The 25,806-nt window shown below is 70.4% G+C and carries 24 protein-coding genes, 4 pseudogenes and 1 riboswitch; of the genes and pseudogenes, 14 read left to right on the top strand and 14 right to left on the bottom strand.

Going from position 1 to position 25,806, the window contains the following annotated elements; genetic code table 11:
- Positions 1-67 precede the first annotated feature (67 nt).
- The 3 genes and pseudogenes from IE305_RS03125 to IE305_RS03115 all read left to right on the top strand — a co-directional run.
- Positions 68-388 (top strand): annotated as a pseudogene (locus tag IE305_RS03125) (transposase); the annotation flags it as partial.
- 246 nt (positions 389-634) lie between these two features.
- Positions 635-991 (top strand): VOC family protein, encoded by a 357-nt coding sequence (locus IE305_RS03120; protein WP_229890469.1) that lies wholly within the window; start codon positions 635-637, stop codon positions 989-991.
- Positions 992-1,043: 52 nt separating this feature from the next.
- Positions 1,044-1,964: pseudogene (locus tag IE305_RS03115) on the top strand (IS5 family transposase).
- Between the two features lie 136 nt (positions 1,965-2,100).
- Here IE305_RS03115 and IE305_RS03110 read toward each other — a convergent pair.
- The gene (locus IE305_RS03110) at positions 2,101-3,309 is read right to left on the bottom strand and encodes an IS701 family transposase (protein WP_190113413.1); all 1,209 of its coding nucleotides are present in this window, start codon (positions 3,307-3,309) and stop codon (positions 2,101-2,103) included.
- Between the two features lie 710 nt (positions 3,310-4,019).
- Here IE305_RS03110 and IE305_RS03105 point away from each other — a divergent pair.
- On the top strand, positions 4,020-4,664 hold the full coding sequence (locus IE305_RS03105) for an L-threonylcarbamoyladenylate synthase (RefSeq protein WP_190127780.1): 645 nt from the start codon (positions 4,020-4,022) through the stop codon (positions 4,662-4,664).
- Between the two features lie 11 nt (positions 4,665-4,675).
- Here the strand turns inward: IE305_RS03105 and IE305_RS03100 are convergent, their stop codons facing one another.
- The gene (locus IE305_RS03100; RefSeq protein WP_190127779.1) at positions 4,676-5,320 is read right to left on the bottom strand and encodes a carbonic anhydrase; all 645 of its coding nucleotides are present in this window, start codon (positions 5,318-5,320) and stop codon (positions 4,676-4,678) included.
- Positions 5,321-5,444: 124 nt separating this feature from the next.
- Positions 5,445-5,807, bottom strand: coding sequence for a hypothetical protein (locus IE305_RS03095; protein WP_190127778.1), 363 nt, complete (start codon positions 5,805-5,807; stop codon positions 5,445-5,447).
- A 218-nt stretch (positions 5,808-6,025) separates the two neighbouring features.
- On the opposite strand from IE305_RS03095, the gene IE305_RS03090 reads away from it, so the two are divergent.
- Both IE305_RS03090 and IE305_RS03085 read left to right on the top strand, forming a co-directional pair.
- The gene (locus IE305_RS03090; protein ID WP_190127777.1) at positions 6,026-6,502 is read left to right on the top strand and encodes an ATP-binding protein; all 477 of its coding nucleotides are present in this window, start codon (positions 6,026-6,028) and stop codon (positions 6,500-6,502) included.
- Positions 6,503-6,793: 291 nt separating this feature from the next.
- Entirely contained in the window at positions 6,794-7,636 is an 843-nt protein-coding gene (locus IE305_RS03085) for a COG4705 family protein (protein WP_190127776.1), read from the top strand.
- On the opposite strand, the gene IE305_RS03080 is transcribed toward IE305_RS03085, so the two are convergent.
- From IE305_RS03080 to IE305_RS03065, 4 genes are read right to left on the bottom strand one after another with little or no spacing between them, the layout of a single operon-like run.
- Positions 7,617-8,990 carry a sensor histidine kinase gene (locus IE305_RS03080; protein WP_190127775.1) on the bottom strand — a complete coding sequence of 458 codons (1,374 nt, stop codon included), beginning with the start codon at positions 8,988-8,990 and terminating at the stop codon, positions 7,617-7,619. The genes IE305_RS03085 and IE305_RS03080 overlap by 20 nt on opposite strands.
- Positions 8,987-9,649, bottom strand: a complete 663-nt coding sequence (locus IE305_RS03075; protein WP_190127774.1) for a response regulator transcription factor — start codon at positions 9,647-9,649, stop codon at positions 8,987-8,989. Before IE305_RS03075 ends, IE305_RS03080 begins: the two co-directional genes overlap by 4 nt.
- Positions 9,650-9,658: 9 nt before the next feature.
- Entirely contained in the window at positions 9,659-10,327 is a 669-nt protein-coding gene (locus IE305_RS03070) for a phosphatase PAP2 family protein (protein ID WP_229890467.1), read from the bottom strand.
- Positions 10,328-10,350: 23 nt separating this feature from the next.
- A complete protein-coding gene (locus tag IE305_RS03065) occupies positions 10,351-11,028 on the bottom strand; it encodes a DedA family protein (RefSeq protein WP_229890465.1) in 678 nt (225 codons plus the stop codon).
- 115 nt (positions 11,029-11,143) lie between these two features.
- Here IE305_RS03065 and IE305_RS03060 point away from each other — a divergent pair, with 115 nt between their 5' ends.
- The 3 genes from IE305_RS03060 (at position 11,144) to IE305_RS03050 (ending at position 13,219) form a co-directional block, all read left to right on the top strand.
- A complete protein-coding gene (locus IE305_RS03060) occupies positions 11,144-11,515 on the top strand; it encodes a BlaI/MecI/CopY family transcriptional regulator (protein WP_190127771.1) in 372 nt (123 codons plus the stop codon).
- Complete coding sequence (locus tag IE305_RS03055; RefSeq protein WP_190127770.1) at positions 11,512-12,444, top strand: M48 family metalloprotease; 933 nt, start codon at positions 11,512-11,514, stop codon at positions 12,442-12,444. Before IE305_RS03060 ends, IE305_RS03055 begins: the two co-directional genes overlap by 4 nt.
- A 154-nt stretch (positions 12,445-12,598) precedes the next feature.
- Positions 12,599-13,219 carry a phosphatase PAP2 family protein gene (locus IE305_RS03050; RefSeq protein WP_190127769.1) on the top strand — a complete coding sequence of 207 codons (621 nt, stop codon included), beginning with the start codon at positions 12,599-12,601 and terminating at the stop codon, positions 13,217-13,219.
- 38 nt (positions 13,220-13,257) lie between these two features.
- Here the strand turns inward: IE305_RS03050 and IE305_RS03045 are convergent, their stop codons facing one another.
- Complete coding sequence (locus IE305_RS03045) at positions 13,258-13,818, bottom strand: GNAT family N-acetyltransferase (RefSeq protein WP_190127768.1); 561 nt, start codon at positions 13,816-13,818, stop codon at positions 13,258-13,260.
- 149 nt (positions 13,819-13,967) lie between these two features.
- On the bottom strand, positions 13,968-15,107 hold the full coding sequence (gene nicT / locus IE305_RS03040) for a Nickel transporter NicT (protein ID WP_190127767.1): 1,140 nt from the start codon (positions 15,105-15,107) through the stop codon (positions 13,968-13,970).
- Positions 15,108-16,014: 907 nt separating this feature from the next.
- On the opposite strand from nicT, the gene IE305_RS03035 reads away from it, so the two are divergent.
- The 5 genes and pseudogenes from IE305_RS03035 (at position 16,015) to IE305_RS03015 (ending at position 20,097) form a co-directional block, all read left to right on the top strand.
- A complete protein-coding gene (locus IE305_RS03035; RefSeq protein WP_190127766.1) occupies positions 16,015-17,001 on the top strand; it encodes a metal ABC transporter solute-binding protein, Zn/Mn family in 987 nt (328 codons plus the stop codon).
- 8 nt (positions 17,002-17,009) lie between these two features.
- Entirely contained in the window at positions 17,010-17,873 is an 864-nt protein-coding gene (locus tag IE305_RS03030; protein WP_190127765.1) for a metal ABC transporter ATP-binding protein, read from the top strand.
- Positions 17,860-18,767: pseudogene (locus tag IE305_RS03025) on the top strand (metal ABC transporter permease). Before IE305_RS03030 ends, IE305_RS03025 begins: the two are co-directional and overlap by 14 nt.
- Positions 18,764-19,588, top strand: coding sequence for a metal ABC transporter permease (locus IE305_RS03020; RefSeq protein WP_190127764.1), 825 nt, complete (start codon positions 18,764-18,766; stop codon positions 19,586-19,588). The pseudogene IE305_RS03025 and the gene IE305_RS03020 overlap by 4 nt, the downstream one beginning before the upstream one ends.
- Positions 19,589-19,611: 23 nt before the next feature.
- On the top strand, positions 19,612-20,097 hold the full coding sequence (locus IE305_RS03015; RefSeq protein ID WP_229890459.1) for a Fur family transcriptional regulator: 486 nt from the start codon (positions 19,612-19,614) through the stop codon (positions 20,095-20,097).
- 3 nt (positions 20,098-20,100) lie between these two features.
- Here IE305_RS03015 and IE305_RS03010 read toward each other — a convergent pair.
- From IE305_RS03010 to IE305_RS02990, 5 genes and pseudogenes are all read right to left on the bottom strand, one after another.
- A pseudogene (locus IE305_RS03010) lies at positions 20,101-20,283 on the bottom strand (hypothetical protein); the annotation flags it as partial.
- 513 nt (positions 20,284-20,796) lie between these two features.
- Positions 20,797-21,981 carry a GTP-binding protein gene (locus tag IE305_RS03005; RefSeq protein ID WP_190127762.1) on the bottom strand — a complete coding sequence of 395 codons (1,185 nt, stop codon included), beginning with the start codon at positions 21,979-21,981 and terminating at the stop codon, positions 20,797-20,799.
- A gap of 5 nt (positions 21,982-21,986) precedes the next feature.
- The gene (rpmF, locus tag IE305_RS03000; protein ID WP_190127761.1) at positions 21,987-22,157 is read right to left on the bottom strand and encodes a 50S ribosomal protein L32; all 171 of its coding nucleotides are present in this window, start codon (positions 22,155-22,157) and stop codon (positions 21,987-21,989) included.
- 148 nt (positions 22,158-22,305) lie between these two features.
- Positions 22,306-23,961 (bottom strand): NRAMP family divalent metal transporter, encoded by a 1,656-nt coding sequence (locus IE305_RS02995; protein ID WP_190127760.1) that lies wholly within the window; start codon positions 23,959-23,961, stop codon positions 22,306-22,308.
- Between the two features lie 316 nt (positions 23,962-24,277).
- Positions 24,278-24,451: riboswitch (M-box (ykoK) riboswitch) on the bottom strand.
- A gap of 125 nt (positions 24,452-24,576) precedes the next feature.
- A complete protein-coding gene (locus IE305_RS02990) occupies positions 24,577-25,680 on the bottom strand; it encodes a bile acid:sodium symporter family protein (protein ID WP_190127759.1) in 1,104 nt (367 codons plus the stop codon).
- Positions 25,681-25,806 lie beyond the last annotated feature (126 nt).

The raw sequence follows: 25,806 nt of genomic DNA, 5'->3' as shown, positions 1-25,806 counted from the left end.
GGTGTCGACTGGCGCGTGGCCGGTCGGGCTTCTGTGACTTCATAGGAGCCCGGCCAAAGGTCCCATCGGGGACAACCCCGAGCGCCTCCGTTCCGAAGCCGCCTTCGCCCACCTCTGCGGAGCCGCACCGGACCCAGCTTCCTCCGGCCGCACCAACCGCCACCGGCTGAACCGCGGAGGCGACCGAGCAGCCAACAACGCTCTGCACACCATCGTCCTGGTCCGCATGAAATACGACCAGCGCACCCAGGACTACGTCGCACGACGAACCGCCGAAGGCATGGTCAAGAAGGACATCGTCCGCTGCCTCAAACGGTTCGTCGCCCGCGAGATCTACCGCCACCTACCTCACATGACCCGCACTGAACCGCTCCCACAGACCACTTGACGATCTATAGGAGCTTCCCGACAACCGGTACCACTCCCCCGCAGCACGAAATCGCCACGCGGTCCTGTCGGCGGCGCGTGCTGAAGGTGCTCGGCTAGGTCATGTCTCTTCGAACATGAGCAGGGCCAGATGAGCAGTGCGGCTGTGTGACCGTGCCGGACGGGCGTTAGCCGTGCTTGTCATAGCGGGCGGCTACGGCCCGGAACTGTCACCAGGTGTACTGACACGGCCCCAACAGCCCTTCCTATGATCGAGGACATGAACAGCTTCACGATGGTCGAGTTCCCCACCACCTCGGCTCGGGAATCCGCAGAGTTCTTCGGGTCCGTCTTCGGCTGGGCGGGGACGCCGTACGGCCCGGAGTACACCGATGTGGACTGCGGCGGCGGAGTCAGCCTCGGCTTCCAACAGGACCACTCAGAAGCCCCGGCCGGGCCGCTCGCCGTAATCCAGGTGAACGATCTGGAGGCGACACGAAGCGCGGTCCTCAAGGCGGGCGGCACCATCACGGTCGAGGCCTTCGACTTCCCCGGCGGCAGGCGCTTCCACTTCCGGGAGCCGGGTGGCAACGAACTTGCCGCATGGGCCCCGACGGGGCGGTGAACCACCTCGGCCCAGGCCATGCTTCTCCGATCACCCGACTCGTTGGCCTGGTATGGCTGGTCACGGTGATCTGACGGACGAGGAGTGGGCTCGCTTGGAGTCGCTTCTGCCGGTGAGCACCGGACGAGCAGGTGGCGGGATCACCGACAGGTGATCAACGGGGTTCTGCACCGGGTGCGGACCGGGGTGCAGTGGCGTGACCTGCCCGAGAGGCTCGGCCCCTGGAAGACTGTGCACAAGAGGCATCTGCTGTGGTCTGCGGACGGCACCTGGGAGCGGCTCCTGCAGCAGGTCCAGGCCGTCGCGGATGCCGAGGGCTCTATCGACTGGGACGTCTCGGTCGACTCGACGGTGATCCGCGCCCACCAGCACGCTGCCGGTGCCCGCAAGGCCCCGCGCCCGTCATCCCAAAAGGGGCGATGGCGGCGGAACATCTGATCGATCCGGCGTGGGCGGGCCTGCTCGGCCACCTGGCGGAGGTGGTGCTGCAGGTGAGGACCTGAGCCGCTCGCGCGGCGGGTTCATCACCAAGGTCCACCTGAGCGCCGACGGCCGGTGTCGCCCGCTGTCCCTGGTGGTCACACCCGAACAGCGGGCCGACTGCACCCGGTTTGAGCCGGTCGTGGAGAAGATCCGCGTCCCACGCATCGGTGCCGGGCGGCCCCGCTCCCGCCCGAACAGCGTCAGCGCCGATAAGGCGTACAGCAACCCCCGCACGCTGGCCTACCTGCGCAAACGAGGTATCGGGCACATCATTCCCGAGAAGGTCGACCAGGCGCTCAACCGCATCAAGCGCGGCTCGCACGGCGGCCGGCCTCCCGGCTTCGACAAAAAGTGGTACAAGCAACGCAACGTCGTCGAGCGGGCTATCAACAAGCTCAAGGGCTTCCGAACCGTGGCGACCCGCTATGACAAGCGAGGCCACGCGTTCCCAGGCACCGTGACCTTCGCGATCATCTGGCTCCGCTCATGATCGGAGAGACATGGCCTAGTAGTGCTTTGTTAGGTGGTGTCGTAGGGCTGCCATGGGACGGTCTGTCGGCAGGTGGGGCAGGTTCCGGTCCAGGTGGCGATGAGCTGCTGGAGGAGGTCCAGGGCCTGGTAGAGGGTCAGGCCCTGGCAGGGGCTTTTGGGTGTGTCCGCTGTTCGGTCAGGAACAGATGGGCGGCAGTGACGAGGGTGACGTGCCGGTGCCAGCCGGCGAACGAGCGGCCCTCGAAGTGGTCCAGGCCCAGGGCTGTTTTCAGCTCGCGGTAGTCATGCTCGATCCGCCACCGGGCTTTCGCCAGACGGATCAGATCCTTGGCGGGGAGGTCGGCCGGCAGGTTCGAGATCCAGTACTTCACTGGTTCGCTTTCGCCCTCGGGCCATTGGGCGATCAGCCAGGACAAGGGGATGGTGCCGTCGGCAGCCGGCTTCGGGCGACGGCCCGCGAGCCGGACGCGCAGGAACACGAAATGCGAGCTCATTGCCGCTTTCGATCCCTTGCGCCAGGTCACGGTCCGCCCACGGCTGCGACCTGCGGCCAGCACATGCTCGCGCAATGACACCGGCCGGGTGCGATAGCGGGGCAGTGGCCTGGGGCCGAGCCCGCCGTATTCAGGCTGGTGCGGCACCGCGTCCTGGCCGTGGGCGGTCATCTCGCCCTTGACCTGGAGTACCCAGGCCAGGCCGCGTTCGTCCAGACCGTGACGGAAATCGGCGTTCGCGCCGTAGCCGGTGTCCGCGACCAGGACAGCAGGCCGCAGCCCGCAGCCGGCGAGTTCGTCGAGCATGTCCAGGGCCAGCTGCCACTTGGCCCGGTGACGCTCGCTGCCGGGGATCCGGCAGGCCTGCCTGCGGACCTGCGCGTCGGGACCGTCCCAGGCAGCGGGCAGGAACAGGCGCCAGGACAGCGGGCACGAGGCCTCCCCGGAGGCGGCATGGACGCTGACACCGATCTGGCAGTTGCCGACCTTGCCCAAAGTGCCGGAGTACTGCCGGGCGACCCCGGGCGAGAAACGGCCGTCCTTGGGGAAACCGGTGTCGTCCACCACCCATACCTGCGGCCGGACCACGGCCACAGCCCTCCACGCCAGCCGGGCCCGCACCTGCTCGACCTGCCAGGTCGAAGACGTCATGAACTGCTGCAGCTGCTGATGATCGACACCAAGCCGCTCAGCCATCGGCTGCATCGACTTCCTGCGGCCGTCCAGCAGCAGCCCCCGCAGATACAACCCGCCCTTCGCCCGCTGATCCCGCCGCACCAACGGCGCGAACACATCCGACACGAACTCCTCTAACCGGCCCCGCACCGCGGCAAGCTCCCCAGCCCTCATACAGCCAGCGAACTACCGCCCACCCACCACGACAAGGGCCACCTAACAAAGCACTACTAGTGCCGGGAACCGGTCGGTCCGAGCTCGAACAGAAGCGTGGCGCGGTCCCGCTCCGGCATGAGTGCGCGGAGCCGCCGCTGGACTTCGGCCGGCATCTGGAGGTGTCGCTCCGGTAGACGACCCAACCGCGGGTTGCGGACCGCTTCCTCGGCCCACTACGCGAGGTCGCCCCAGGTGGCCTCGCGCAGGCTTGCGGGGGGGGACCGCGGGGCGAAGCCCGCCTTGACCAGCTCAGCCAGCAGTTCGACTCCGCTGCTGTCCTGCGAGCCAGTGCCTTGCAGTCCTTATGCGGCCATGGAACCGCCCAGTGCATGCGGTCGAACGGGTTGCCCGTCCACACTAGCCACATCCCCAGGAACGACGAGACTACTTGAACGAGCGCGTAAACAGCGCGCACCCTTCGCCAGCAGGCAGCGCGGCCACGAGGCCGATTCCGGCTTCGACAAGGCCTGTCCGAACCGGCAACTGCCTCTTTCGGACGGTCCCCCGCTACCGCTCGAACATGTTCATCAGACGGCGACGGCGGTCACGGCCGCAGTGGGCAGCAGCGGGCGGACGGAACCGAGTAGGCTGACCACCGCCGCCGTCTTGGCGGCGGATCGAACCTGATGGTGAGTGCGGGGCGGTGCCCGCTCGGCTGGAGAACAAAGATGGCGCGTCGTTTCAGCTGCTCGGATGCGTCCGAGCGCGCCGCCGGACTGCGCGAAGCAGCAGATGCCGCGCGCGGCGGGAAGCTTGTCGTGCTGCCCACCGACACGGTCTACGGAGTGGGCGCGGAAGCCTTCAGCCCGGCGGCGGTCAGGCGCCTGCTGGATGCCAAGGGGCGAGGGCGGAACATGCCCTCGCCCGTGCTCGTCGGCTCCCCCGGTGACCTGGAGGGCCTGGTCGACGACCTGCCGGAGCAGGCGAGGCAGTTGGTGGACGCCTTCTGGCCAGGCGGGCTGACCGTCGTCGCGCGCCACAAGCCGTCGCTGGAATGGGACCTCGGCGAGACCCACGGCACGGTGGCCGTGCGCATGCCCGCGCATCCGGTCGCCCTTGACCTGCTCGCCGCCACCGGGCCACTCGCCGTCTCCAGCGCCAACCTGACCGGGCACCCCTCGCCGCAGGACTGCGACGCCGCCCAGCGCATGCTGGGCGATGCCGTGGCCGTCTACCTGGACGCGGGCCCCACGCCGGCCGCCGTGCCGTCTTCGATCGTGGACGTCAGCAGCGACGTTCCCGTCCTGCTGCGAGCGGGCGCGATCGGCGCCGACCAGCTCCGCACGGTCGTACCCGGTCTTCGGGAACGCTGAGCTCCGCCCCGTCACGAGGCCAGGTCGGCCGCTACGTCGTCGAGGCCGCGGACGGTCACCAGCTGAGCGGTCCCGTCAGCCAGCCGGTATGACAGCCCCACCACCGCGGCGCGCCTGGCGTCCACCGCCTCCGCGAGGACACGGGAGCGGTCCAGCAGCAGGTCGACGGTGTGCCGTATGTGTTCGGCAATGAAGTCCTGGTCTTCCGTGCGCCCGGCGGCGCGGACTGCCAGCACGCTCGGCGTCACCCGTTCGATCACATCCCGCACGTAGCCGCCGGCCGTCGTGCCGTCCTCAACGGCGGAGCGGGTCGCCGCGACCGCGCCGCACGCGTCGTGGCCGAGCACCACGACCAGGGGCGCGCCGAGCACGCTCACCCCGTACTCGATGCTGCCCAGCACCTCCGGCCCCATGACGTGCCCGGCGGTGCGCACGACGAACAGATCGCCCAGCCCACGGTCGAAGATGATCTCGGCCGCCAGGCGCGAGTCGGAGCAGCCGAAGAGTACGGCGAAAGGGCTCTGGGCCGGCGCCACCTCGGTGCGGCGAGCGGCATCCTGGTTCGGGTGCTCCGGCGTACCCGTCACGAACCGCTGGTTGCCCGCCAGCAGCATTTCGTAGGCGTCGCGTGGTGTCGCAATCTGGACCTCGGTCATAACCGCAGGTTACCGGCCTGGGTCTCGGCTCCCGCCCAGGTACCCGGCACAACCGGCTCCCTGCCCCATGGGCGAGAGATGCCGTGCTGATGAAGGACCGCAGCCCCTTCAGACCGGGCATGTCCTACTCCCAGGCCACGCAGAGCTTCTCGGCCAGCGTACGGCGCTGGGCGCGCGCCGCACCGGCGGCCGCAGGCATGGTCTGTTCCAGCTGCCGGGTCAGCTCGTCGAGCAGCACGACGTCGGGCTCGACGGACCGCTGCGCCTGCTCCACAAGCGCCTCCCCGAGCAGCGCATGCGGAGCCAGCGCTGCCCCGCTCGCGTCACGCAGCCGGTCACGGTAACCGGTGACGAAAGCGGCGCCCCGCTCGTGGTTCCCTTCGAGGACGACCGCCGGCAGCACCCGCCGGCCCACAGGCCGCCCGACGAGCCCGTCCAGCACGGTCACGAGTTCCTTGACGCCCGTCAGCGGAGGAATCCTGCCCATACCGCCCCCTACACGCTGTTACTTGAAGGGAAGAACTCTCCCACCGTCATTGGGGAGGGCGTCCCACGATCATGGAGTGCCTGTCCCGGCCTGACGGACCGGCCGCGATGCAATTTTGACCGATTCATTGATCACCCGTTTGTGTGCGCCTGCGGTCCGTGTACGGGGGCAAACGGTGTGCATCAGGTGTGATGCTCGGGGTATGAGACGGGGCCCGCATGGACCAGACCGAAGAGGGCGAGGACGAGAAGCTTCTGATCAGGGGGCTGCTCTCGGTGTCCGCTGCGTTCGGGGGCAGCGAGGAGATCGCCGAGGCCCGTGCCCTGGCCCGGTCCTTCCTGGCGGATGTGCAGGCGGTGCACGGGCTTCCGGTGTCGGGCCGTGCGATGGGCATGGTCCAGCTGGTGGTGAGCGAGCTGGTGACGAACGCCCGGAAATACGCTCCAGGGCCGTGTCTACTGACGCTGGAGGTCAGTGACGGTGCCGTGGAGGTGACGGTGTGGGACAGCGATCCGGTGTTGCCGGCCGCCAGACCGACCGACCCCGGGCGGGTGGGCCAGCACGGGCTGGAGATCGTGATGGCCGTCTGCCGGAGTTTCGAGATGCACCGCGAGCCGGTGGGCAAGCGGATCAAGGCGACTGTGGTGCTGGCCGACGACCCGGGCGGCGACGTGACCGGCCGGCAGGTCGGATGAGTCAGGCCGCGAGACGGGGCAGCGGTGGGCCCGCGCGGCAAGGTGCCCGGAACGCCTGCCGCAGCCGTGTTGATCCTCGCCACGGCTGCCACCACCGCCTTCATGCGTCCTCCACAGCAGCAGAGTCCCGCACCCACCGGTCCTGACCCAGGACATGAGCCGGCGGTGCAGCACCACTCTCGCGGATGAACAGGCGCACGAAGCGTGGCGTACCGGAACCCGGCCATGCGGTATCGCGCCGGGCCCTTTTGGTCAGGATGCGTTCAGGTTGGCGATGGCATGGTCTGCGCCATGACCCCTGAGATCTCCGAAGCCGCCGAGGCGCCGGCAGCGGCCGGCGCCCGCGGCACGACTGCCGGCCGTCGTCTGCTGTTGAACAAGGTCCCCGAAGTCACGCTCTGCTTCTGGGTGATCAAAGTGCTGTGCACGACGGTCGGTGAGACCGCCGCGGATCTGCTCAACGGCCGGATGGGCCTGGGGCTGACCGGTGTGTCGCTGCTGATGAGCGCGCTCCTGGTGGCGGCGCTTGTGGCGCAGTTCAGGGCCCGTGCCTACCGTCCCGGTCTCTACTGGCTCGTCGTGGCCCTCGTCAGCGTCGTCGGCACGCTGATCACCGACAACCTGACCGACAACCTGGGTGTGCCGTTGGAGGCCAGCACCGGGGCGTTCGCCCTCGCGCTCCTCGGAGTGTTCGCCGTGTGGTACCGCAGCGAGCGGACCTTGTCCATCCATCACGTGGACAGCGCTCGGCGGGAGGGCTTCTACTGGCTGGCGGTCTTGTTCACCTTCGCCCTGGGCACTGCGGCGGGGGACCTGGTCGCCGAGCGCATGGATCTGGGGTACTGGCTCTCGGCCGCTCTGTTCGCCTCGGCGATCGCGGCTGTCGCGGTGGCGCACTTCGCCCTGGGCCTGGACGCGGTGTGGGGCTTCTGGATCGCCTACGTCCTGACCCGGCCGCTGGGAGCCTCGGTCGGCGACTACCTGTCCCAGCCGACCGCCGACGGCGGCCTGGGACTGGGCACGGTGGCCACCAGCGGGCTGTTCCTGGCCGTCATCGCCGGCCTGGTGGTGTTCCTGACGGTGACGGGCCGCGACGTGATCGACCGCGAACGTCTCACGCCGCGGGAAGACTGATCACGAACACGGCGCCCGGGGCGGGCCGGGCGTCGTGACGCACATCGCCGCCGGCGGAGCGGGCCAGGCGTCGCGCGAGCGGCAGCCCGAGTCCTGCTCCGCCGTGGCCGTCGCCGGGGTCGGCGCGGCGGCCCGGCTTGAACAGCTGACCGGTGAAGGACTCCGGGACGCCCGGGCCGTCGTCGACAAGCTCGACGCGCACGCTGCCCTCGGGGCACTGCTCCGCCTTGACGAGGACGCGAGAGAGGGCGTAGCGCAACGCATTGTCGAGAAGGGGGCTGACGATCCGTTCCAGCAAGCCGGCGGGAACGCCGGCCATCAGCGTCTCGGGGCAGCTGACCGTCACGGTGGCCGTGCCTGCGGCGGGGGCTTCGGCGGCGAGGTGCCGCAGGACCGGCAGGACTGTGGTGATGCCGGAGACGGTCCGGGAACTGTCCCGCGCCTCCTCGAGAAGGGTGTCGCAGATCGTCCGCATCCGCCGGGCGGCCTCCGCGAGTCTGGCGTGCATGGCCCGGGTCTCCTCGGCCGACCGCGGCCGGGCGTGCCACCAGTCCAGTTCGGCGGTGATACACGCGAGCGGAGTGCGCAGTTCGTGTGACAGCTCGCCGGTGAGCAGCTGTTCGTGGCGCAGCACCGCGCGGATGCGGTCCAGGAGTCCGTCCAGGGAGGCACCCAGCTGTGCCAGTTCGACGGGGCGGGCGGTGGCGCCGAAGCGTTCGCCGGAGGCGGCGGCGCTCCACCGGGTGGCCTGGCCGGTCATGACCCGCACCGGGTCCAGAGCCCGTCCGACCGCGAGCCGGGTGAGGAGGTAGGTGCAGGCGAGGACCGCCGTGCCCAGGGCAAGGGAGGCGAGGAGCAGAGTGTCGGCCCAGGCCCGGTAGGGGGAGAGGTCCAGGGCGGTGACGACGACGGCGCCCGGTGCCGTGCCGGCAGGGGTCTTGCCGACGGGACGTGAGCACAGGCGGACGGGGCCCTTGCCTTCGAAAGTGGTGCACCACCGGGTCCCGCGCGCGGCGAGGCGGGCGGCGGTCACGGAGAGGCTGCCGCCTGCCTGAGCAGAGGCGGGGTGTTCGAGCAGCCGCGGGCCGGCATAGATCCACACGTTCGTGTCGAGGAGTGTGTCGTCCGCCGTCTCCCGCACCCGTACGGTGTCGCTGCTCGTGTCCACGGTCGTGGCCACGGCCTCCGCGCGGGTGCGCAGCTCGTCGTCGGCCTGGCGCTGCAGGTGGTCGCGTACGACGGTGTTGAACATCACGGTGAGGACCACCATCACCAGCGCGGCCGTCGTGAGTGCCACCAGTGAGAGACGGCCGCGCAAGGTGCAGGGCCACATGGCCCGCAGGAACGCCTTCATGCCAGCCGGTGCCCGATTCCCCTGGCGGTACGGATGGTCAGGTCGCTGCCCGCTTCCCGTAGCTTGCGTCGCAGCCGGCTCAGATACTGGTCCAGGGTGTTCTCGCTGACCTGGGCACCGTGGGGCCAGCCCGTCCGGACCAGCTCGCGCCTGCGCACGATGTCCCCGCAGGAGGCCGTCAGCAGGGCCAGGAGCCGGAACTCGGTGGGGGTGAGGGCGGTGTCGCGGCCGCGTACGGTCATCGTGTGCCGCGCTGGGTCGAGCGCCAGGTCCCCGGCCGGGGCCGGAGCGGCTCGCCCTGCTCTCTTGAGGGCGACTCGCAGCCGGGCGGCCAGTTCCGCGAGGTGGAAGGGCTTGGTCAGGTAGTCGTCGCCGCCGGCGGAGAACCCACCGAGACGGTCCGTCAGCCCGTGATGGGCGGTCAGGAAAATGACCGGGAGGAGCAATCCGTTGGCCCGCATCGCCTGGCACACGTCACGCCCGTCCGCATCGGGCAGTCCGACGTCCAGAACGACCGCGTCGACGGCACCGCCGGCCAGCCGCAACGCGCCGGCACCGTCCTGTGCCGCCAGGGTCGCGAAGCCCTCCTCGCGCAGGCCGCGCAATAGCGCGTCCCGCAAGGCGTGGTCGTCCTCCACGACCAGGATGGTGTGCTGCACGCCGCTCCTTCAGACGTTCGCGCGAGGAGGCGCGTCGCCCCCCCGGGCCCGGACCGCCCTTGCATGTGGGGCGGTCAGCGTAGGGACCCACCGGGCGGCCGCCACAGCGCACGCCGCATACCAGGTGAGAGCGAAGAGCCAGCCACCGACGACGTCGCTGAACCAGTGGACCCCAAGGTAGACGCGCGTCAGTCCGACCGCGACACCCCAGCATCCGACGACCGTCGCGATGAGGAAGCGGCCAGGGGGCGAGCGCAGGAGTACGGCCGTGATCAGCAGCGCGGCCGTGAGGGCCGCCGTGGTGGCGTGGCCGGAGGGGAACGACCACCCTGAGGCGTGCGTCGCCCACTCCGCGGCCGGCGGGCGGGACCGGCCGATCAGGTACAGCACCGCCCGTCGCAGGAGCTGCCCCACGCCCAGGCACAGCAGGCTCGCGGTGGCCGCGTACACCTTCTGGCGCTTCGTACGCCCCGCGATGACACCCGCCAGGGCGGCCAGCACGTAGGGGACCGCGCCTGTCCCGGTATCGGTCAGTCTCCGTATCGCGGTCACCGCCGTGACCGGGCGGTGACCGACAGCCCACGAGAGCAGGGGGCCGTCCCCCGCCAGAGGGGCGCCACCCCGTGCGATGACGATGCCGGCCAGCGACGCGAAGCCGGCCAGGGCCGTGAGGCCCACCACAGTCGCTGTGCGGCGCCCCGTCACTCGCCCGCCCCGCTCCGCCGCCCGGCCGCGGCGCGACGTGAGCGAAGGACCTCGGTCAGGAGCGGCAGGAGCGACAGCGCGACGATCAGGGCGACGACGGGAAGGAGGTAGTGGTCGACGTTGGGAATGGACGAGCCCAGCGCATAGCCGCCCAGGGTGAGACCCACCGTCCACAGCACCCCGCCGGCCACCTGCCAGAGCGTGAACGAGCGCGCCGGGACTCCGAGGGCCCCGGCCATGGGGTTGAGGACGGTGCGCACGACGGGCACGAACCGGGCCAGCACGATCGCCTTGGCGAACCCGTACCGGCCCAGCAGCTCCTCCGCCCGTTGCGCCCCCTCGTGGAGCCGGGCGGAGCGACTGCGGGCGAGCAGGGTGCCACCGGCCTTCCTGCCGATCAGGTAGCCGCACTGCGAGCCTGTCAGCGTCCCGGCGACGGCCATGATCAGCAGCGGCGCCAGCGACAGGTGCACGCCGGTGGCCGAGGAGCTGGTGCACAGCAGGCCGGCGGTGAAGAGCAGGGAGTCACCGGGCAGGAAGAATCCGACCAGCAGGCCCGTCTCGGCGAACAGCACCACGCCGACCCCGAGCACGCCGAAGGCTCCGAGAAGCGACTGGGCGTCCAGGACGTTGACGGCGAGCGGGGACGCCGTCGCGAGCAGGGGTGCGGACATCGTCGCGTGCCCTTTCATAATGAGGGAGCGGGCGGCCTGCACGGCACCCCGACTGACTACAAGCATATAGACGGTCTACCGGTGTGTAGACGACAGCGGGGTGAGGGACGTTCCCATGACGAACGCGAAGGACGAACGGCGGCCGGCGGGCGAGCTCGAGGCCAGCGTCCTGGCCGTCCTGTGGGCAGCAGGCACCCCCCTGACCCCGGCCGAGGTTCAGGCGGCCCTCCCCCACGACCCGGCTCGCACGACCGTGACCACGACCTTGGCGCGCCTGTACGACAAAGGCATAGCCGGACGCTTGCGGCAGGGCCGCGGCTACGCCTACTTCCCCGTCCAGGACGCCCCCGGCCTCACGGCCCTGCGCATGCACAGCGAACTCGAACGGGACGCCGACCGCGAAACCGTTCTGGCCCGCTTCGTCGCCCGGCTCAGCCCCGACGACGAGCAGTTCCTGAGGGACCTCCTGGAACCGGAAGACCGATGACCGCCCTCCTCCTGCTCCCCCTCCTGCTGCCCTTCATCGCGCCGGCGCTGGCGGAGCGCACCGCGCGGCGGCTCGCCCCCGCTCCTGCGGTGTGGGTGCTGACCCTCGCCGCGCTCGCGCTGGCCGGCGGCTCGGTGATCGCTCTGGGCGCCCTGGTCGTCACGGGCCTGCTGAAACTGCCCCTCTTCGCATCGCTCGGGGAGCTCGCCCACCCCCTGCGCACCCCTTGGGACGCCGTCGCCGTGCCCTCGGCCGCCGCCGCGGTCGGCCTGATCGCCGTCGGAGCCTGGGCGCTGATCCGCTCCGCCGTCCGCCAGGCCAGGACGCTGCGGGCCGCCCACGCCGAAGTCCGCCGCCGGCCGGTGGCGGGGGACCTGTGCGTCGTCGACTCGCCGTACCCGGACGCCTACGCCCTGCCCGGCAGGCCCGGCCGCATCGTGATCACCACCGCGATGATCCGCAGCCTCGACGCGGCCGAACGCGAGGTCCTCTTCGCCCACGAGCGCGCCCACAACGCCTACCGCCATCACCTCTTCCTGGCCGCCGCCGAACTGGCCGCACACTGCCACCCGGCCCTGCGCGCCGTCCGTGACGCGACCCGGTACACAGCCGAGCGCGCCGCCGACGAAGCCGCTGCCGCCGCCGTCGGCGACCGGCGCCTGACCGCCCGCGCCATCGCCCGCGCGGCCCTCGCCTCGGGCGCCCACCACCCCGAGCGGCCGGCCGTCGCACCGGCGGCGACGACCGGCCCCGTCCCGCGCCGCGTCGCCGCCCTCCTCGCCGCCCCGGCGCCTCACCGCCGCCGGGCCGCCCCGTGGGTCGCCGTACTCCTGGCCGCGTGCGCCACCACCTCCGTCTGCGCGTCGGCGACAGGCGCCATCGGCTTCCACCACAAGATCGAAGTCGCCCAGGGCGAAGTCGCTCACTGATCGCCCTCACCCGGCCCGGGCGCACGGAACCACCCCACCGCCGCTATCGTCTATCGGCGTGTAGTCACCCGACGGGTGTCCGCACCCCCGACGCATGCCGTCGGACCGCGACCACGCGGGACCGCACCCTCCGCACGATGGGAACTCGCAGACGATGACGACCGCTTCCGGCGCGCCCGGCCTCGACGGGGCCGCGATAGACGGCGGCCTCTACACCGACGTCACCGACTTCGCGCACCGGACTCACTGGCTCAACGACGCGGTGTCGCTCTACACGACGTACGGCGTCGCCCTCTTCGGCCTGCTCCTGCTGGCCGGCTGGTGGCTGGCCCGCCCCCGTGACGCACGCACCATGGCTGCCGCCCTGGCCACTCCGGTCGCCGTCGTCATCGCCTACCTCGTCGACGACGGCGTCAAATCCCTCTTCCAGGAGGCGCGCCCCTGCCGGGCCCTGCCGCACGACTTCCTCATCGAGGCGTGCCCGCCGGCGAACGACTACGCCTTCCCGAGCAACCACACCACCGTCGCCTTCGCCGTGGCGGCCGGGCTCCTGCTGGTCGACCGGCGCCTCGCCGCTCTCGCCTGGCCGGCGGCGATCCTGATGGCCGCCTCACGCGTCTACGTCGGCGCCCACTACCCCCACGACGTCCTCGTGGGAGCCCTCGTCGGCATCGTCCTCGGAGCGGCCATCGTGGCGATCGCCCGTCGCACGGTCACCCCGATCGTCTCCAGGTTGCGCGGCGGTCCGGCGCGCTCACTCCTCGGAGCTGCCTGATCCTGCAGCAACTGCCGACGCCGTCGCATTTCGAGGAGTCAGCGCAGTTCGCGGCTTCGTACCGCGGGGTGGGCCGGGTTGAGGAAGACGACGGCGCCCGCGCCTCCGGGCGCGGGGTGAGTGGCCTGGCGCCAGCCGAGGCGCCGGTAGAAGCCGACGGCGGCCGTTGCCCGCGCGGACGTGAGGAGCCAGCATCGGCCGTCCGCGGCTGGAGCGGCTGCTGCGGCGAGCAGGGCCGCGCCGATCCCGCGGCCGCGCGCTTCGGAGTGCACGGCCAGTTCGTCGACTTCCCGGCCGCCGCAGAGCCACTTCCTGGCACGCCTGGAGCCGAGCATGGCGGCGACCTGGGGGTAGCAGCGTCCGGCAGGGAAGGGGTCGGGGGTGATCCAGGTGGTCGCGAATCCCAGCACGCGGGTGCCGTCAACGGCGAGAACGGCGTCGAACCCGGGACGTTCGGTGTCCCGTGCCAGGCGGTCGAGGAAGGCGTCGCCGGCCCCGTGCGGTTCCTCCCAGGTCGGCGCGGTGAAGACGTTCTCGTACACCTCGCGTACGGCCAGTGCCTGAGCAAGGATTCCGGCACCCGCACGGAGGAGCGACACAGGCGGCAGCGTGGCCGCCGCCTCCTGACCCCCGTCTGCAGCCTTCCCCACACTGCCTCCCGGCCCCCTCCGGCACTTCTTGCACCCTCATCGTACCTGCACACCATGCGCAAGAAGCTTCGCGACGGGCGGCTGGTGGGTCCGCTCGGTCAGTCCGTGGTGGGCTCGCTGGGCCGTACGGGAGTGCTCCACTTCTCCTCGACGCGGGCGACCTTCCACACGATCAGGGCGACGGCCCAGGTCGCAACGAACAGGGCGACGAGAGCGAAGCCGATCGCGTTGAGGTCGAGACCGCCGATCCAGTCCCAGAAGGCACCGTGGAGGCCGGCCTTGTCGGCGATCAGGGCGAGGAGCTCGACGGTGCCGATGAGGAAGGCGACAGCCACCGACAGGCCGGTAACAGTGAGGTTGTAGTAGACCTTGCGGACGGGCTTGGAGAACGCCCAGCCGTAGGCGAAATTCATGAAGGTGCCGTCGATGGTGTCCAGCAGCGACATGCCCGCCGCGAAGAGGACGGGCAGGCACAGGATGGCGTACCAGGGCAGGCCGGAAGCGGCGCCGGAGCCGGCGAGGACGAGGAGGGCGACTTCGGTGGCCGTGTCGAAGCCCAGGCCGAACAACAGACCGATGGGGTACATCTGCCACGGGCTGGTGAGGGACTTCATCACCCGTCCGAGGAGGCGGTTCATGAATCCACGGTTGTTCAGCTGCTCCTCCAGCGCCGCCTCGTCGAATTGGCCGGCGCGCATCCGCCGGAAAACCTTCCAGATCCCGGCGAGGACGACCAGGTTGATGGCGGCAATGACGTAGAGGAAGGTGCCGGAGACGGCGGTCCCGATCCAGCCGGTGACGTTGTGCAGCGGCGAGTCGTCGTTCACCACCGGCCCGGCCAGGCTCTTGACCCCCAGGGCGAGCAGGAAGGCCAGGGCGAAGACGACGCTGGAGTGACCGAGGGAGAACCAGAAGCCCACCGACAGCGGCCGTCGGCCGGAGTGCATCAGCTTGCGGGTGGTGTTGTCGATCGCCGCGATGTGGTCGGCGTCGAAGGCATGCCGCATGCCGAGCGTGTATGCGGTCACCCCGACGCCGATCCCGAAGGACTTCGCCCCCAGGCTGTAGCGCTCCGGCACCACCAGGGCGATCAGCGTGCACCAGCCGATCAGGTGCAGGGCGAGGATCGCTGCAGCCATGCCGGCCAGGTGCCGCCACTCACGGCCGGATATCCCCACGACTGCCTGGCGCCACCGGGGTGCCCGTATGTCCGGGATGGTGGAAGAGCTGCTGGTCATCGCAGGGGGCTCCTCTCCTTCGGCTACCGAAGACGGCACACCGTAGGCGGGGCGGATTCTCACCTGCAATACCTATGCAACAACACTCCGCAGTGCGCGGCAAAAGCAGGCGCGTACTGAAGATCACGCGCCACTCACCGACTCCGCCACCACCCCTCCGCCTCGTGACACCAAAGGTCTGCGAGCAGGCGCAGGCCGAGTCGACCGCCGCCGGCAACACGGCGAGCAATACACCGCCGTCCAGTCCCGTTTCCGATGACTGCGCTATCACCATCCGCGGCGACCGGAAGGGAGGTGAGCCGCACCGCCGGCAAAGCCTCTCGCCCCGCAACGCCCCGCACCGTCGGCCACTTGCTCTCCTTGACCAACGGAACCTCTGGCCCGAGGAACTGAGGGAAGACAGTTCCGGGGGAATGACGTCATGCTGGAATGTGCGCGGGGCCGTGCCGTCTGACGTCTTCTTCAGCACGGCCCCGCCGTGCCGATTACCCAGCAGGTCAACTCTCCGGGACCCACTCCTGCGTCGGCTCGCAGAAGGTCGAGGCCAATCCGACGAGGCTGTGCGCCGCCGTTACTCGACCGCCCATCCGGGCGCCGTCAGCGTCCCCGTAATAGCGGTCGGCGGGCCGTTCTCCTGCCCCGGTCTGGGCAGCCAAGGCGTCAAGCTCCGGCGGAGGGACGTCGACCGGCAGGTCGGGGGGCGGCTCGGTCGTGCACACCCCGGCCCCGCCCAAGGGTGAGCCGCCCAACTGGCAGATGGTCCGGCCCGGATGGTCGCACTCCTGCCAAATCACGGTAATGACTCCCCCCCTAAGTTAATACGACAATCATTTTCATTCACCTTCTGGGTGAGCCACGCCCGCCGGAACGGTCACAGGGCCACCGGCACCACCCGAAGGAGCCCCCCATGCCCGCTGCCGCCATTTTCCGATCTCCCCGGCCACCCGCACGGGCCGCCGTCGTCACCGCCCTGGCGGTCCTGACGGCCGCGACCGCCACCGCCTGTTCGACTTCGTCCTCCTCCGACGGGAAGGCAGGCGGCAGCACGTCGGCTACGAGCGGCTCCGGTGCGGGCAGGAAGATCGAGGTGGTGGCGGCGGAGAACTTCTGGGGCAGCATCGCCGCTCAGCTCGGCGGCGACCACGTCCACGTCACCAGCATCATCAGGAACCCCGACACCGACCCGCACGACTACGAGCCCAAGGCCGCCGACGCCCGTGCCGTCGCCGGCGCCCGGTACGCGATCGTCAACGGCATCGGCTACGACGCCTGGGCCGACAAGCTCCTCGCCGCGAACCCCGCGAGCGGGCGCGCCGAGCTCAAGGTCGGCGACCTCGTCGGCGTCAAGGAGGGCGGCAACCCGCACCGCTGGTACTCCCCGGACGACGTCCACAAGGTCATCGAGAAGATCACCGACGACTACAAGAAGGCCGACCCGGCCGACGCCGCCTACTTCGACCGGCGCAGGACCGCATACGAGACCAAGGATCTCGCCCCGTACACCAAGCTCATATCGGAGATGAAGAGCAAGTACGCGGGCACGCCGATCGGTGCCTCGGAGTCCATCGTCACCCCGCTCGCCGAGGGGCTCGGGCTGAAGACGCTCACCCCCGGGACGTTCCTCGACGCCATGAGCGAGGGCACCGACCCCACGGCCAAGGACAAGGCCACCATCGACGACCAGATCAAGAACAAGCAGATCAAGATCTACGTCTACAACAGCCAGAACTCCACGCCGGATGTGCAGGCACAGGTCAAGGAGGCCAAGGAGGCGGGCATTCCGGTGGCCACCGTGACGGAGACGCCGACCCCGGGCAACATCACCTTCCAGCAGTGGCAGACCACCCAGCTCCAGGGCATCGCAGAGGCCCTGGCCAAGGCCACCGGGCGATGATCGAGGCCATGGAGCCGCCGGCGGGGGCTGCCGGGGCCCGGATCCCCGGCCCTCGGCAAGCGGCCGAACCCGTACTCGAGCTGCGTGACACCGCCGTGCGGGTGGGCGGCCGCACCCTCTGGTCAGGGGTGAACCTCACTGTCGGGACAGGGGAGTTCATCGCCGTCCTCGGCCCGAACGGCGTCGGTAAGTCCAGCCTGGTCAGGGCGGTGCTCGGGGCGATGCCGGTCGCGGCGGGCGAGGTGCGCGTCCTGGGGGCCCGGCCCGGTCGGACCGGCGATCGCATCGGCTATCTGCCGCAGCGCCGCAGCTTCGACGCCTCGATGCGGATCCGCGGCATCGACGTGGTCCGCCTGGGCCTGGACGGCGACCGCTGGGGCGTGCCGCTGCCCCTTCCCGGCCCGCACCGCCGAGCCGCCCGCGAACGCGTCGCCCAGGTCATCGAGTTGGTGGGGGCGACCGCCTATGCCCACCGGGCCGTCGGGGAGTGCTCCGGCGGTGAACAGCAGCGGCTTCTCATCGCGCAGGCGCTCGTCCGCCGGCCGCGACTTCTTCTGCTGGACGAGCCGTTGGACAGTCTCGACCTCTCTCACCAGGGCGGCGTCGCCGCGTTGATCGGACGCATCTGCCATCAGGAGGGTGTGGCCGTGGTGATGGTGGCGCACGACGTGAATCCGATACTGCACCACCTCGACCGGGTCGTGTACCTCGCCGAGGGCGGCTCGGCCACCGGCACTCCGCAGGACGTGATCAATTCCGAGACCCTGACGGGACTGTACGACACGCCGGTCGAGGTGCTGCGGGCATCGGACGGACGGCTCGTCGTGGTCGGCCGGCCCGATTCCTCGGTGGGCGGTCATGATGCCGGCTGACCCGCACTGGTCGTGGAACCTCGTAGCCGACCTCCAGCAGATGTGGTCGTACCCGTTCATGGTCAACGCCTTCCGCGCGGGCGCGATCGTGGCCGTGGTCTCCGCCGTCGTCGGGTGGTTCGTGGTGCTGCGACGGCAGACCTTCGCCGCGCACACCGTCTCCGCCGTCGCCTTCCCCGGCGCCGCCGGTGCCGTGCTCCTCGGAGCCGGCGCGGTCTCCGGCTACTTCACCCTCTGCATCATCGCGGCCCTGATCCTCGCAGCCCTGCGCGACACCGGCGACCGTGAGAACTCCGCGCTGACGGGAACCGTCCAAGCCTTCCTCCTCGCCTGCGGGTACCTCTTCACCGTCCTCTACAAGGGACTGCTGCAGGGACCGCAGACGATCCTCTTCGGCACGTTCCTCGGCATCACTGCCGCGCAGGTGACCGTCCTGCTCTGCGTGGGCGCCGCCGTGCTCGCGGTGCTGGCCTTCATCGGCCGACCCCTGCTATTCGCCTCCGTCGACCCAAGAGTCGCCGCGGGCGTGGGCTTCCGGTGCGGGGACTGTCCATCGCGTTCCTCGTGCTGGTCGGGGCGGCGACCGCCGAGGCGAGCCAGATCACGGGCACGCTGTTGGTCTTCGTCCTGATGGTGATCCCCGCCGCCACCGCGCAGACCCTCACCGCCCGCCCGGCGGCGAGCCTGACGCTGGCCGTGGCGCTCGCCCTCGCGGCCACCTGGGCCGGGCTGATCGCCGCCTACTACTCGCCCTACCCGCTGGGGTTCTTCGTGACCTCCTTCGCCTTCGCCGGACACGTCCTCGCCCGGGGAGCCACCTGGGGAGCCGCCCTGGGAACGCGTGCGCTGCGCGCGGCCTCGCCGGACCGGCCGGTCAAGGAGGGCGCCTCATGACCGCCCTGTCCCAGCCGTTCTTCCAGCACGCCCTCCTCGCCGGGACGCTGGTTGCGGCCGCCTGCGGCATGGTCGGCTACTTCCTCGTGCTGCGCGCCCAGGTCTTCACCGCCGACGCGCTGAGCCACGTCGCGTTCACCGGCGCCATGGCCGCCCTCGCGTTCGGGTGCGACCTGCGTCTGGGACTGTTCGTCGCGACGATCGCCGTCGCGCTGCTCTTCGGCGTGCTCGGCCGGCGGGCCCGTCCGGACGACGTCGTCATAGGGAGCGTCTTCTCCTGGGTCCTCGGCCTGGGCGCGTTCTTCGTCACCCTGTACACCACCTCCCGCAGCACGGCCGACGGCCCCGCGGGTGTCAGCGTCCTGTTCGGCTCGATCTTCGGTATGTCGGCGGCTCACGCCACCACTGCGGCCCTGCTTGCCGCGGGTGTCTGCCTGGTCGTGCTGATGGCTGCCCGCCCGCTGCTGTTCGCCACGGTGGACGAAGCCGTGGCCGCGGCGCGTGGCGTCCCGGTCCGGCTGCTCGGCTACGGCTTCCTGGCCGTGGCCGGGGCCAGTGCCGCCGAGGCCACCCAGGCGGTCGGCTCCCTGCTGCTGCTCGGCCTGCTCGCCGCCCCTGCCGGAGCCGCGATCCGGCTGACCGACCGCCCGTATCGTGCCCTTGCCCTCTCCGTGGGCCTTGCGGTGACGGAGATGTGGGCGGGATTGTTCGCCTCGTACGCGGTGCCGCGGATGCCGCCGAGCTTCGCCATCATGGCCACGGCCACTGCCGTTTACGCCGCCACCTTCCTCATACGGCGCCCCGCCCCGCGTACTGGCTGAAGGCTGAGCGGAGGAGCGCCGCGATGGCAGACGACCGGCAGCAGGCAATGATGCAGCAGGCAACGACAACGACGCACGACACCGTGCACGATATGGCGCTGATCGGCCGCGCCACACAGCAGCGTGCGGTGGTCCTGGGGGCCCTTGTCGTGGCGGAAGGCTTCGTAAGCGCCCAGGCCCTGCACAAGCGGCTCGTGGCCGGTGGTTCGTCCGTCGGCCTGTCCACCGTCTACCGCACCCTCACCGCGCTGGCCGAGGCCGGCCGTGCGGACATCTTCCGCGACACCAACGGTGAGCGGCTCTTCCGTCACCGCACCGGCCCCGACCACCGCCACTACCTGATCTGCACCGAGTGCGGCCTCAGCCTGCCCGTCGAGTCCGGCCCGGTGGAGAAATGGGCGGCCCGGATCGCCCGGACCTCCGGGTTCGCCGACGTGCGGCACGCCGTCGAACTCTCCGGCCGCTGTCCGGACTGCCGCCGGAAGGAAGATCAGGCACAGACACGCTGAAGATCAGTGGTCGTCCCAGTGCTCCTCGTGCCGGGCGTGACGGTGCCCGTCGTGGACGTAGTCCACGTGGTCGCCGTGGGGCACGGCAACGTGCCCGCATTCCGCACCGTGCTGGTGAGTGTGGTTCGCGTGAGAAGCGTGCGCGCTGGTCAGCATGGCAAAGCCTTCCTTCTCCCCCGCGTGATCGGATCTGTCCGACGGGAGAGCCTGCCCTTCCAGTGTCAGCCGCGCCGGGGATTCACGAAAGTCGCCGGAAGTCGGCTGGAAACACGCCGTGCCACGCCATGCGACAGAAGGTAACTCCGACATCGAGCGGCCACCGCCACCTCACAGCCCGCCGACGCGCATCCGACGAGAGGGGCCGGTTCTCCATTCTCGCGACCGCTACCCGTGTACCCCCTCTTGCGGTCAAGAACCGGCCGGGTGTTCGCTCGATGAGACAGCCGCATGAGCGAAGGAGGAGCGCTGACATGACCGTTCACACTCCGGGCCCGACGTGCAGCGCAGGCTGCACCTGCGGTCCGGGCTGCAGCTGCGGATGCCAGTCCGGCGGCCCGTGCCAGTGCGGCGGGTAGCCGAGCACCGCCCACTGCGCCGAGGGACTACAACGAGACAAATGCCGGCGTTGATACGCCGAGTGCCGTCCCGCCGGGCGAACCTTGGCGGGACGGCTGACGTCCGGGCCTCGTTCCCGGGCACTTAAGCGCGGGCTGTCTCCAGCCCGTGGTCGTGCTCGCAGGTGTCCTCGTCCAGGCCGTGGGCGTCCCAGGCGGGGAAGGGGTCGGGCCATGACGTCTGCGACTCGTCCGGCCGTACGAGGCAGGCGGACAGCGCCTGCCGCAGTGCCTCAGGACGCAAATCCGTACCGATGAAGACGATTTCCTGCCCCTGCCCGTCCGGCCCGCCCTGCTCGCGGGCGCCGGCGGGCTCGAACCGGGCCACGGCCCCGGCCTGCGACCACAGCCCGGTCACCCGGTCACGCCCGGCCAGCCAGAAGAACCCCTTGGAACGCAGCACTTGGCCGTAGGCACCGGAGTCGAGTTCCTCGGTGACGAACCTCCACAGCCGCTCGGGATGGAAGGCCCTCCCGGCGCGGAAGACCGTCGAGGAGATGCCGTACTCCTCGGTCTCGGGGGTGTGGTCGCCGTTGAGCTCCCTGACCCACCCGGGCGCCTGCTGGGCGCGCTCCAGGTCGAAGAGGCCGGTGCCGAGGATCGCCGACGGGTCCACCCGGCCGTGCTCGGCCGGCACGACGCGGGCGGCCGGATTGAGGCGGGCGAGCGCCGCCCGGAGCCGGTCGGCGTCCGCCGCGTCCACCAGGTCGAGCTTGTTGACCACGATGACGTCGGCGAACTCGATCTGGTCCACGAGGAGATCGCTCACCGTCCGCTCGTCGTCCTCGTACTGGTCGAGACCGCGTTCCGCCAGACCGCCGCCGCCCGCGAGCTCGGGGAGGAAGTTCGCGGCGTCCACGACGGTGACCATAGTGTCGAGCCGGGCCAGGTCGCCGAGCGTCGCGCCATCGTCCCGGGGGAAGGCGAAGGTGGCGGCGACGGGCATCGGTTCGGAGATCCCGCTCGACTCGATCAGCAGGTAGTCGAAGCGGCCTTCGCGGGCCAGCCGGTCCACCTCCTCGAGGAGATCGTCCCGCAGGGTGCAGCAGATGCAGCCGTTGGTCATCTCGACCAGACGCTCCTCGGTCCGCGACAGCGCGCCTTCTCCGCCCCGCACCAGCGCGGCATCGATGTTGATCTCGCTCATGTCGTTGACGATCACAGCGACGCGCAGCCCGTCGCGGTTGGCGAGGACGTGGTTGAGCAGGGTCGTCTTGCCCGCGCCGAGGAAGCCGGAGAGAACGGTCACCGGCAGCCGGTGATCAGCCATGGCCGTCAGCCCTCCGGGCGCAGCAGTCCGCGCTCGTACGCCTTCACCAGGCGCTGCGGAACCATGTGTACGGAGCCCTCGACGGTGACCGGCACCAGGTGGGGCGTGCTCGCCTTCCACTGGGCGCGGCGGTGGCGGGTGTTGGAGCGGGACATCTTCCGCTTGGGCACGGCCATGGGAACGGGACCTCCGTCGTCGGGTGCGTGCCGCCACGCTATATGAAAACGGAAACCGTTACCAACGGTGGGGTCCCCGGGCGGCCCCTGCCTGCACCTGCGTCCCCGGGCTGCGGGTGAACGGGGGGCAGCCGCTGCCAGGGGACGTTCAGTGGCCGAGGGCGAGCTGAACGATGCGGACGATCACCAGGATCATCGCGGCCAGGAGGTAGGTGCGCAGGGCGGCCAGGCCGACTTTGCGGCCGGTGGAGATGACGGGTTGGGGCAGTTGGTCCAGCGGTGGCATGCGCCAGTTCTCCTTGTCCATGCGGTCGACGGGGCCGGCCAGGGCCCAACCCTTGCGGCGGCGGCGCGTTTCGGCGTAGCCGAGGGCGAGGATGCCGGCGACGCCGCAGACGGCCATGGTGTCGAGGATCGCGGTGGAGGTGATGCCAGGGAAGAGGACGGCTGCGGTCAGGATGACGGACAGGGTGACCAGGACTGCGACGACGATGGAGGTGAAGGCGTTCATCGCGCGTCCGTTGACCCATGGGCCGAGCACGGTCCTGTCGTTGCAGAGCAGGAGCAGGAAGACCGAGGCGGAGGGCAGCAGGACGCCGGCGAGGGTCTGTACGCCTTCGGTGAGCAGGCCGAGTGGGGAGCCGGGGATGATCACGATGATCGCGGCGGTGAGGATCAGGCCGGCGAAGACCGCGTAGAAGCCCTTGGCGCCCTTGATGCCGCGGTGGAGCGAGTGCTTGAGGCCCATGACGTCGCCGATGGCGTAGGCGGTGGAGAGGGAGACGGCACAGGCGCCGATGACCGAGGCGTCGAGCAGTGCGACGGCGAACAGTACACCTGCGGTCTTGCCCGCGTACTTCTCCAGCCCGGCCGCCACGTGACCGGAATCGGTGAAGTGGCCGAACTCGCCGTGCCCGCCGAAGGCTGCGGCGCAGAAGCCCATCATGGCGGCGGCGCCGATGACGACGATGACGATGCCGAGCCACAGGTCGGCCTTCTCGTAGCGCATGAAGCGGGGGGTGATGCGCTTGTCGATGACGTACGACTGCTGGAAGAACAGCTGCCAGGGGGCCACCGTCGTGCCGACGATCGCGATGATCAGCAGCATGACGTCCGACAGCTGGGAGCCGTGGGGCATGCCGGGGACGACGAAGTCGTGCGCCATCCGCCCCGTCGAGGGGTGCGCGATGAAGTAGACCGGGATCAGCAGCAGCGAGCCGGCGCACAGGAGGATCGCTGTGCGCTCGAAGCGGCGGAAGGAGCCGGTCGACGCGGCCACCACCACGATCGCCGCCGCCAGCAGCACGCTCGGCGCCTTCGGCAGCCCCAGGTACCCCACGGCCAGGGTGATGCCGATGAACTCGGTGACGATCGTGAGGGCGTTGAGGAGGAAGAGGTCGATGACGGAGAACGCGCCCCAGAACTTTCCGAACCTCTCCAGGATCAGCCGCGCGTGCCCCACCCCGGTGACCGCGCCGAGCCGCAGCACCATTTCCTGGTTGACGTAGAGGACGGGTATGAGCAGGAGGAGGGTCCACAGCAGGCTGGTGCCGTAGTTCTGGCCGGCCTGGCTGTAGGTGCCGAAGGCGCCGGCGTCATTGTCGCCGACCATCACGATCAGGCCGGGGCCGACGATGGCGAGGAGGGTCTTGAGCTTGGCGGACAGGCCCCGGCGCGGGGCCGTGTCGTCCAGCTTGATGGTGCCCAGGGCGCCGCGGATGTCGCCGACGTGGGCGTCGTCGAGCACTGCGGTGCGCAATGCGGAAGCGGGTGGTGCGGTGGCGGTGGTGCTGAGGTCGGTCATGACAGCCTCCCGATCCCCCGTCGGGGGGAGGGTCTGGGGCACGCAGCAGCGATCCCCCCTGCGAGCGGGCAGCGCGACGACCCGAAGCGGCAGGGTGCCGCACGGGTGCCGGCTGCGAAGCCGTGGCGCGTGGAATGCGCGCAGGGAAGGTCGTTACCGCGTACCGGAGGTCAACGAGGACATTCGGATGCGGGGCCTCCTGTGGCCCGGACTGTGACTACTGCCGTCCATGTCTCTCGCCTCCTCCCGGCCGGGGCGCACGGGGGCGCCATGACGGACACGGCAAGGAGCCAGCCGGCCTCGACGGATGCGGGTCGGCTCACCCCGACTCGTCAGAGCTTTGGCACTCCACGGCGTAATCCCTCGAACAGGGTAGCCACTTGGGGTCACCCCTTAAGCCGGGGAGACCTGTCCTGACCCTGGGCGTCTCTCGACGTCGTGGGGTCAGTGGCCTGTGTCCGTGAAGACGCCTCACCGAACGAGGTGCCTCAAACGTTTCGAACGTCCAGCAGCATAGCGTGATACTTGCACGCTTACGCAACTGATTGACTCAACCTTGACGCTCCCAGGGTGCGCGGCCGATGCGAGCCACTGGGCGCATGCCGGCCGTGCCCGTCAGCGGCCTTCCCGCGTTCCTGCCGGCACGGGCCCGGCCTCCCGAGCGGACCGGTCGACCACCCCGCCGTCGGAGGACAGCCGACCCCCCAACGCTCCGGCCGTGACCTTCTGCAGAAGGCTGTAGGACAGGACCGGCAGCAGCACCTCCGGACGGTGGGAGAACCAGACGGCGGCCAGAACCGCCGCCGCGCTGCTGTTGTTCATGCCGGTGGCGAAGGTGAGCGAGATGCTGTCCGGACTCTCACACCGCGTCCACACGGACATCCACCGGCCGAGGAGGAACGAGAGGCAGCACACCACGCCTGACACGCCCAGGGCCAGTACGAAGAGGTCCGGGTCGGGGTGGGCCACTGCTCGCCCGAGGGCACCCGCCGCGTTGATGTAGCACAGCAGCAAGATGTTCACCAGGTTCACCGCCTTGACCGATGGCATGAGCGGAGCGATCCGGCGTTCCCCGAGCAGCGTGCGCAGGACGATCCCCACGAGAGCGGGCAGCACCACGGAAGCCAGGGCGAACTTGCCGACCCCGGCACCGGCCAGCTTGTCCAGCCGGGCCGTATCGTCGAGGCCGCCCATGCCGCCGGGACCGACCAGGAAGCCGGTCAGCCGCAGGCCGAGCGGGACGGTGAGCGGGCTGAGCAGCGTCGACCCCATCACCATCGCGACCGCCAGCGGAACGTTGCCGCCCGCCTGCTGCCCCCAGGTGGCGGCCCCGCCCGCGATCGGCATGGCCAGGACCAGCATGAGCCCGACCAACAGAGCCTCGACCTCCCGCGGGTCGGGCCACGACCGCAGGCACAGGGCGACGGCCGGAAGCACAACGGCGGGCAGCAGCGCGTTCGCCACCACCCCCATGGCCAGCCGCAGCGGCCGCCTCAGCGCCGTACCCAGATCCCGGACCCGCGCCCCGAGTCCGGCATTCACCAGCATCACGGCCAGCAGCAACGCCGGAAGGGTGAAGACCGCCCCGCCGACGGGCAGCCGCAGCGTCAGCCCCCGCAGTCTTTCCCCGGGCCCGGGAAAAGCCCCGGCCAGGACGTAGCACCCCATCATCAGCCCGAGCAGCCATCGCTGCGCCACCGTCAGCACCCGACTCACCACGCGGCGCAGCGTAACGGTGGTTCCCAGTCGTACGGGCCGGTTCCGATACGGCTGGCGGCAGCTTTCGAGGGGCGGGCTCTGGGTGCCCGCGGGCGAAGGAGGCGGAGGTACCCACCGGGTCTTCCG

It is taken from the genome of Streptomyces mashuensis (genome assembly GCF_014654785.1).
Classification (GTDB): Bacteria; Actinomycetota; Actinomycetes; order Streptomycetales; family Streptomycetaceae; genus Streptomyces; species Streptomyces mashuensis.
Note: the sequence above shows the minus strand (reverse complement) of the source record. Positions and strands in the feature narration are given on the sequence as shown.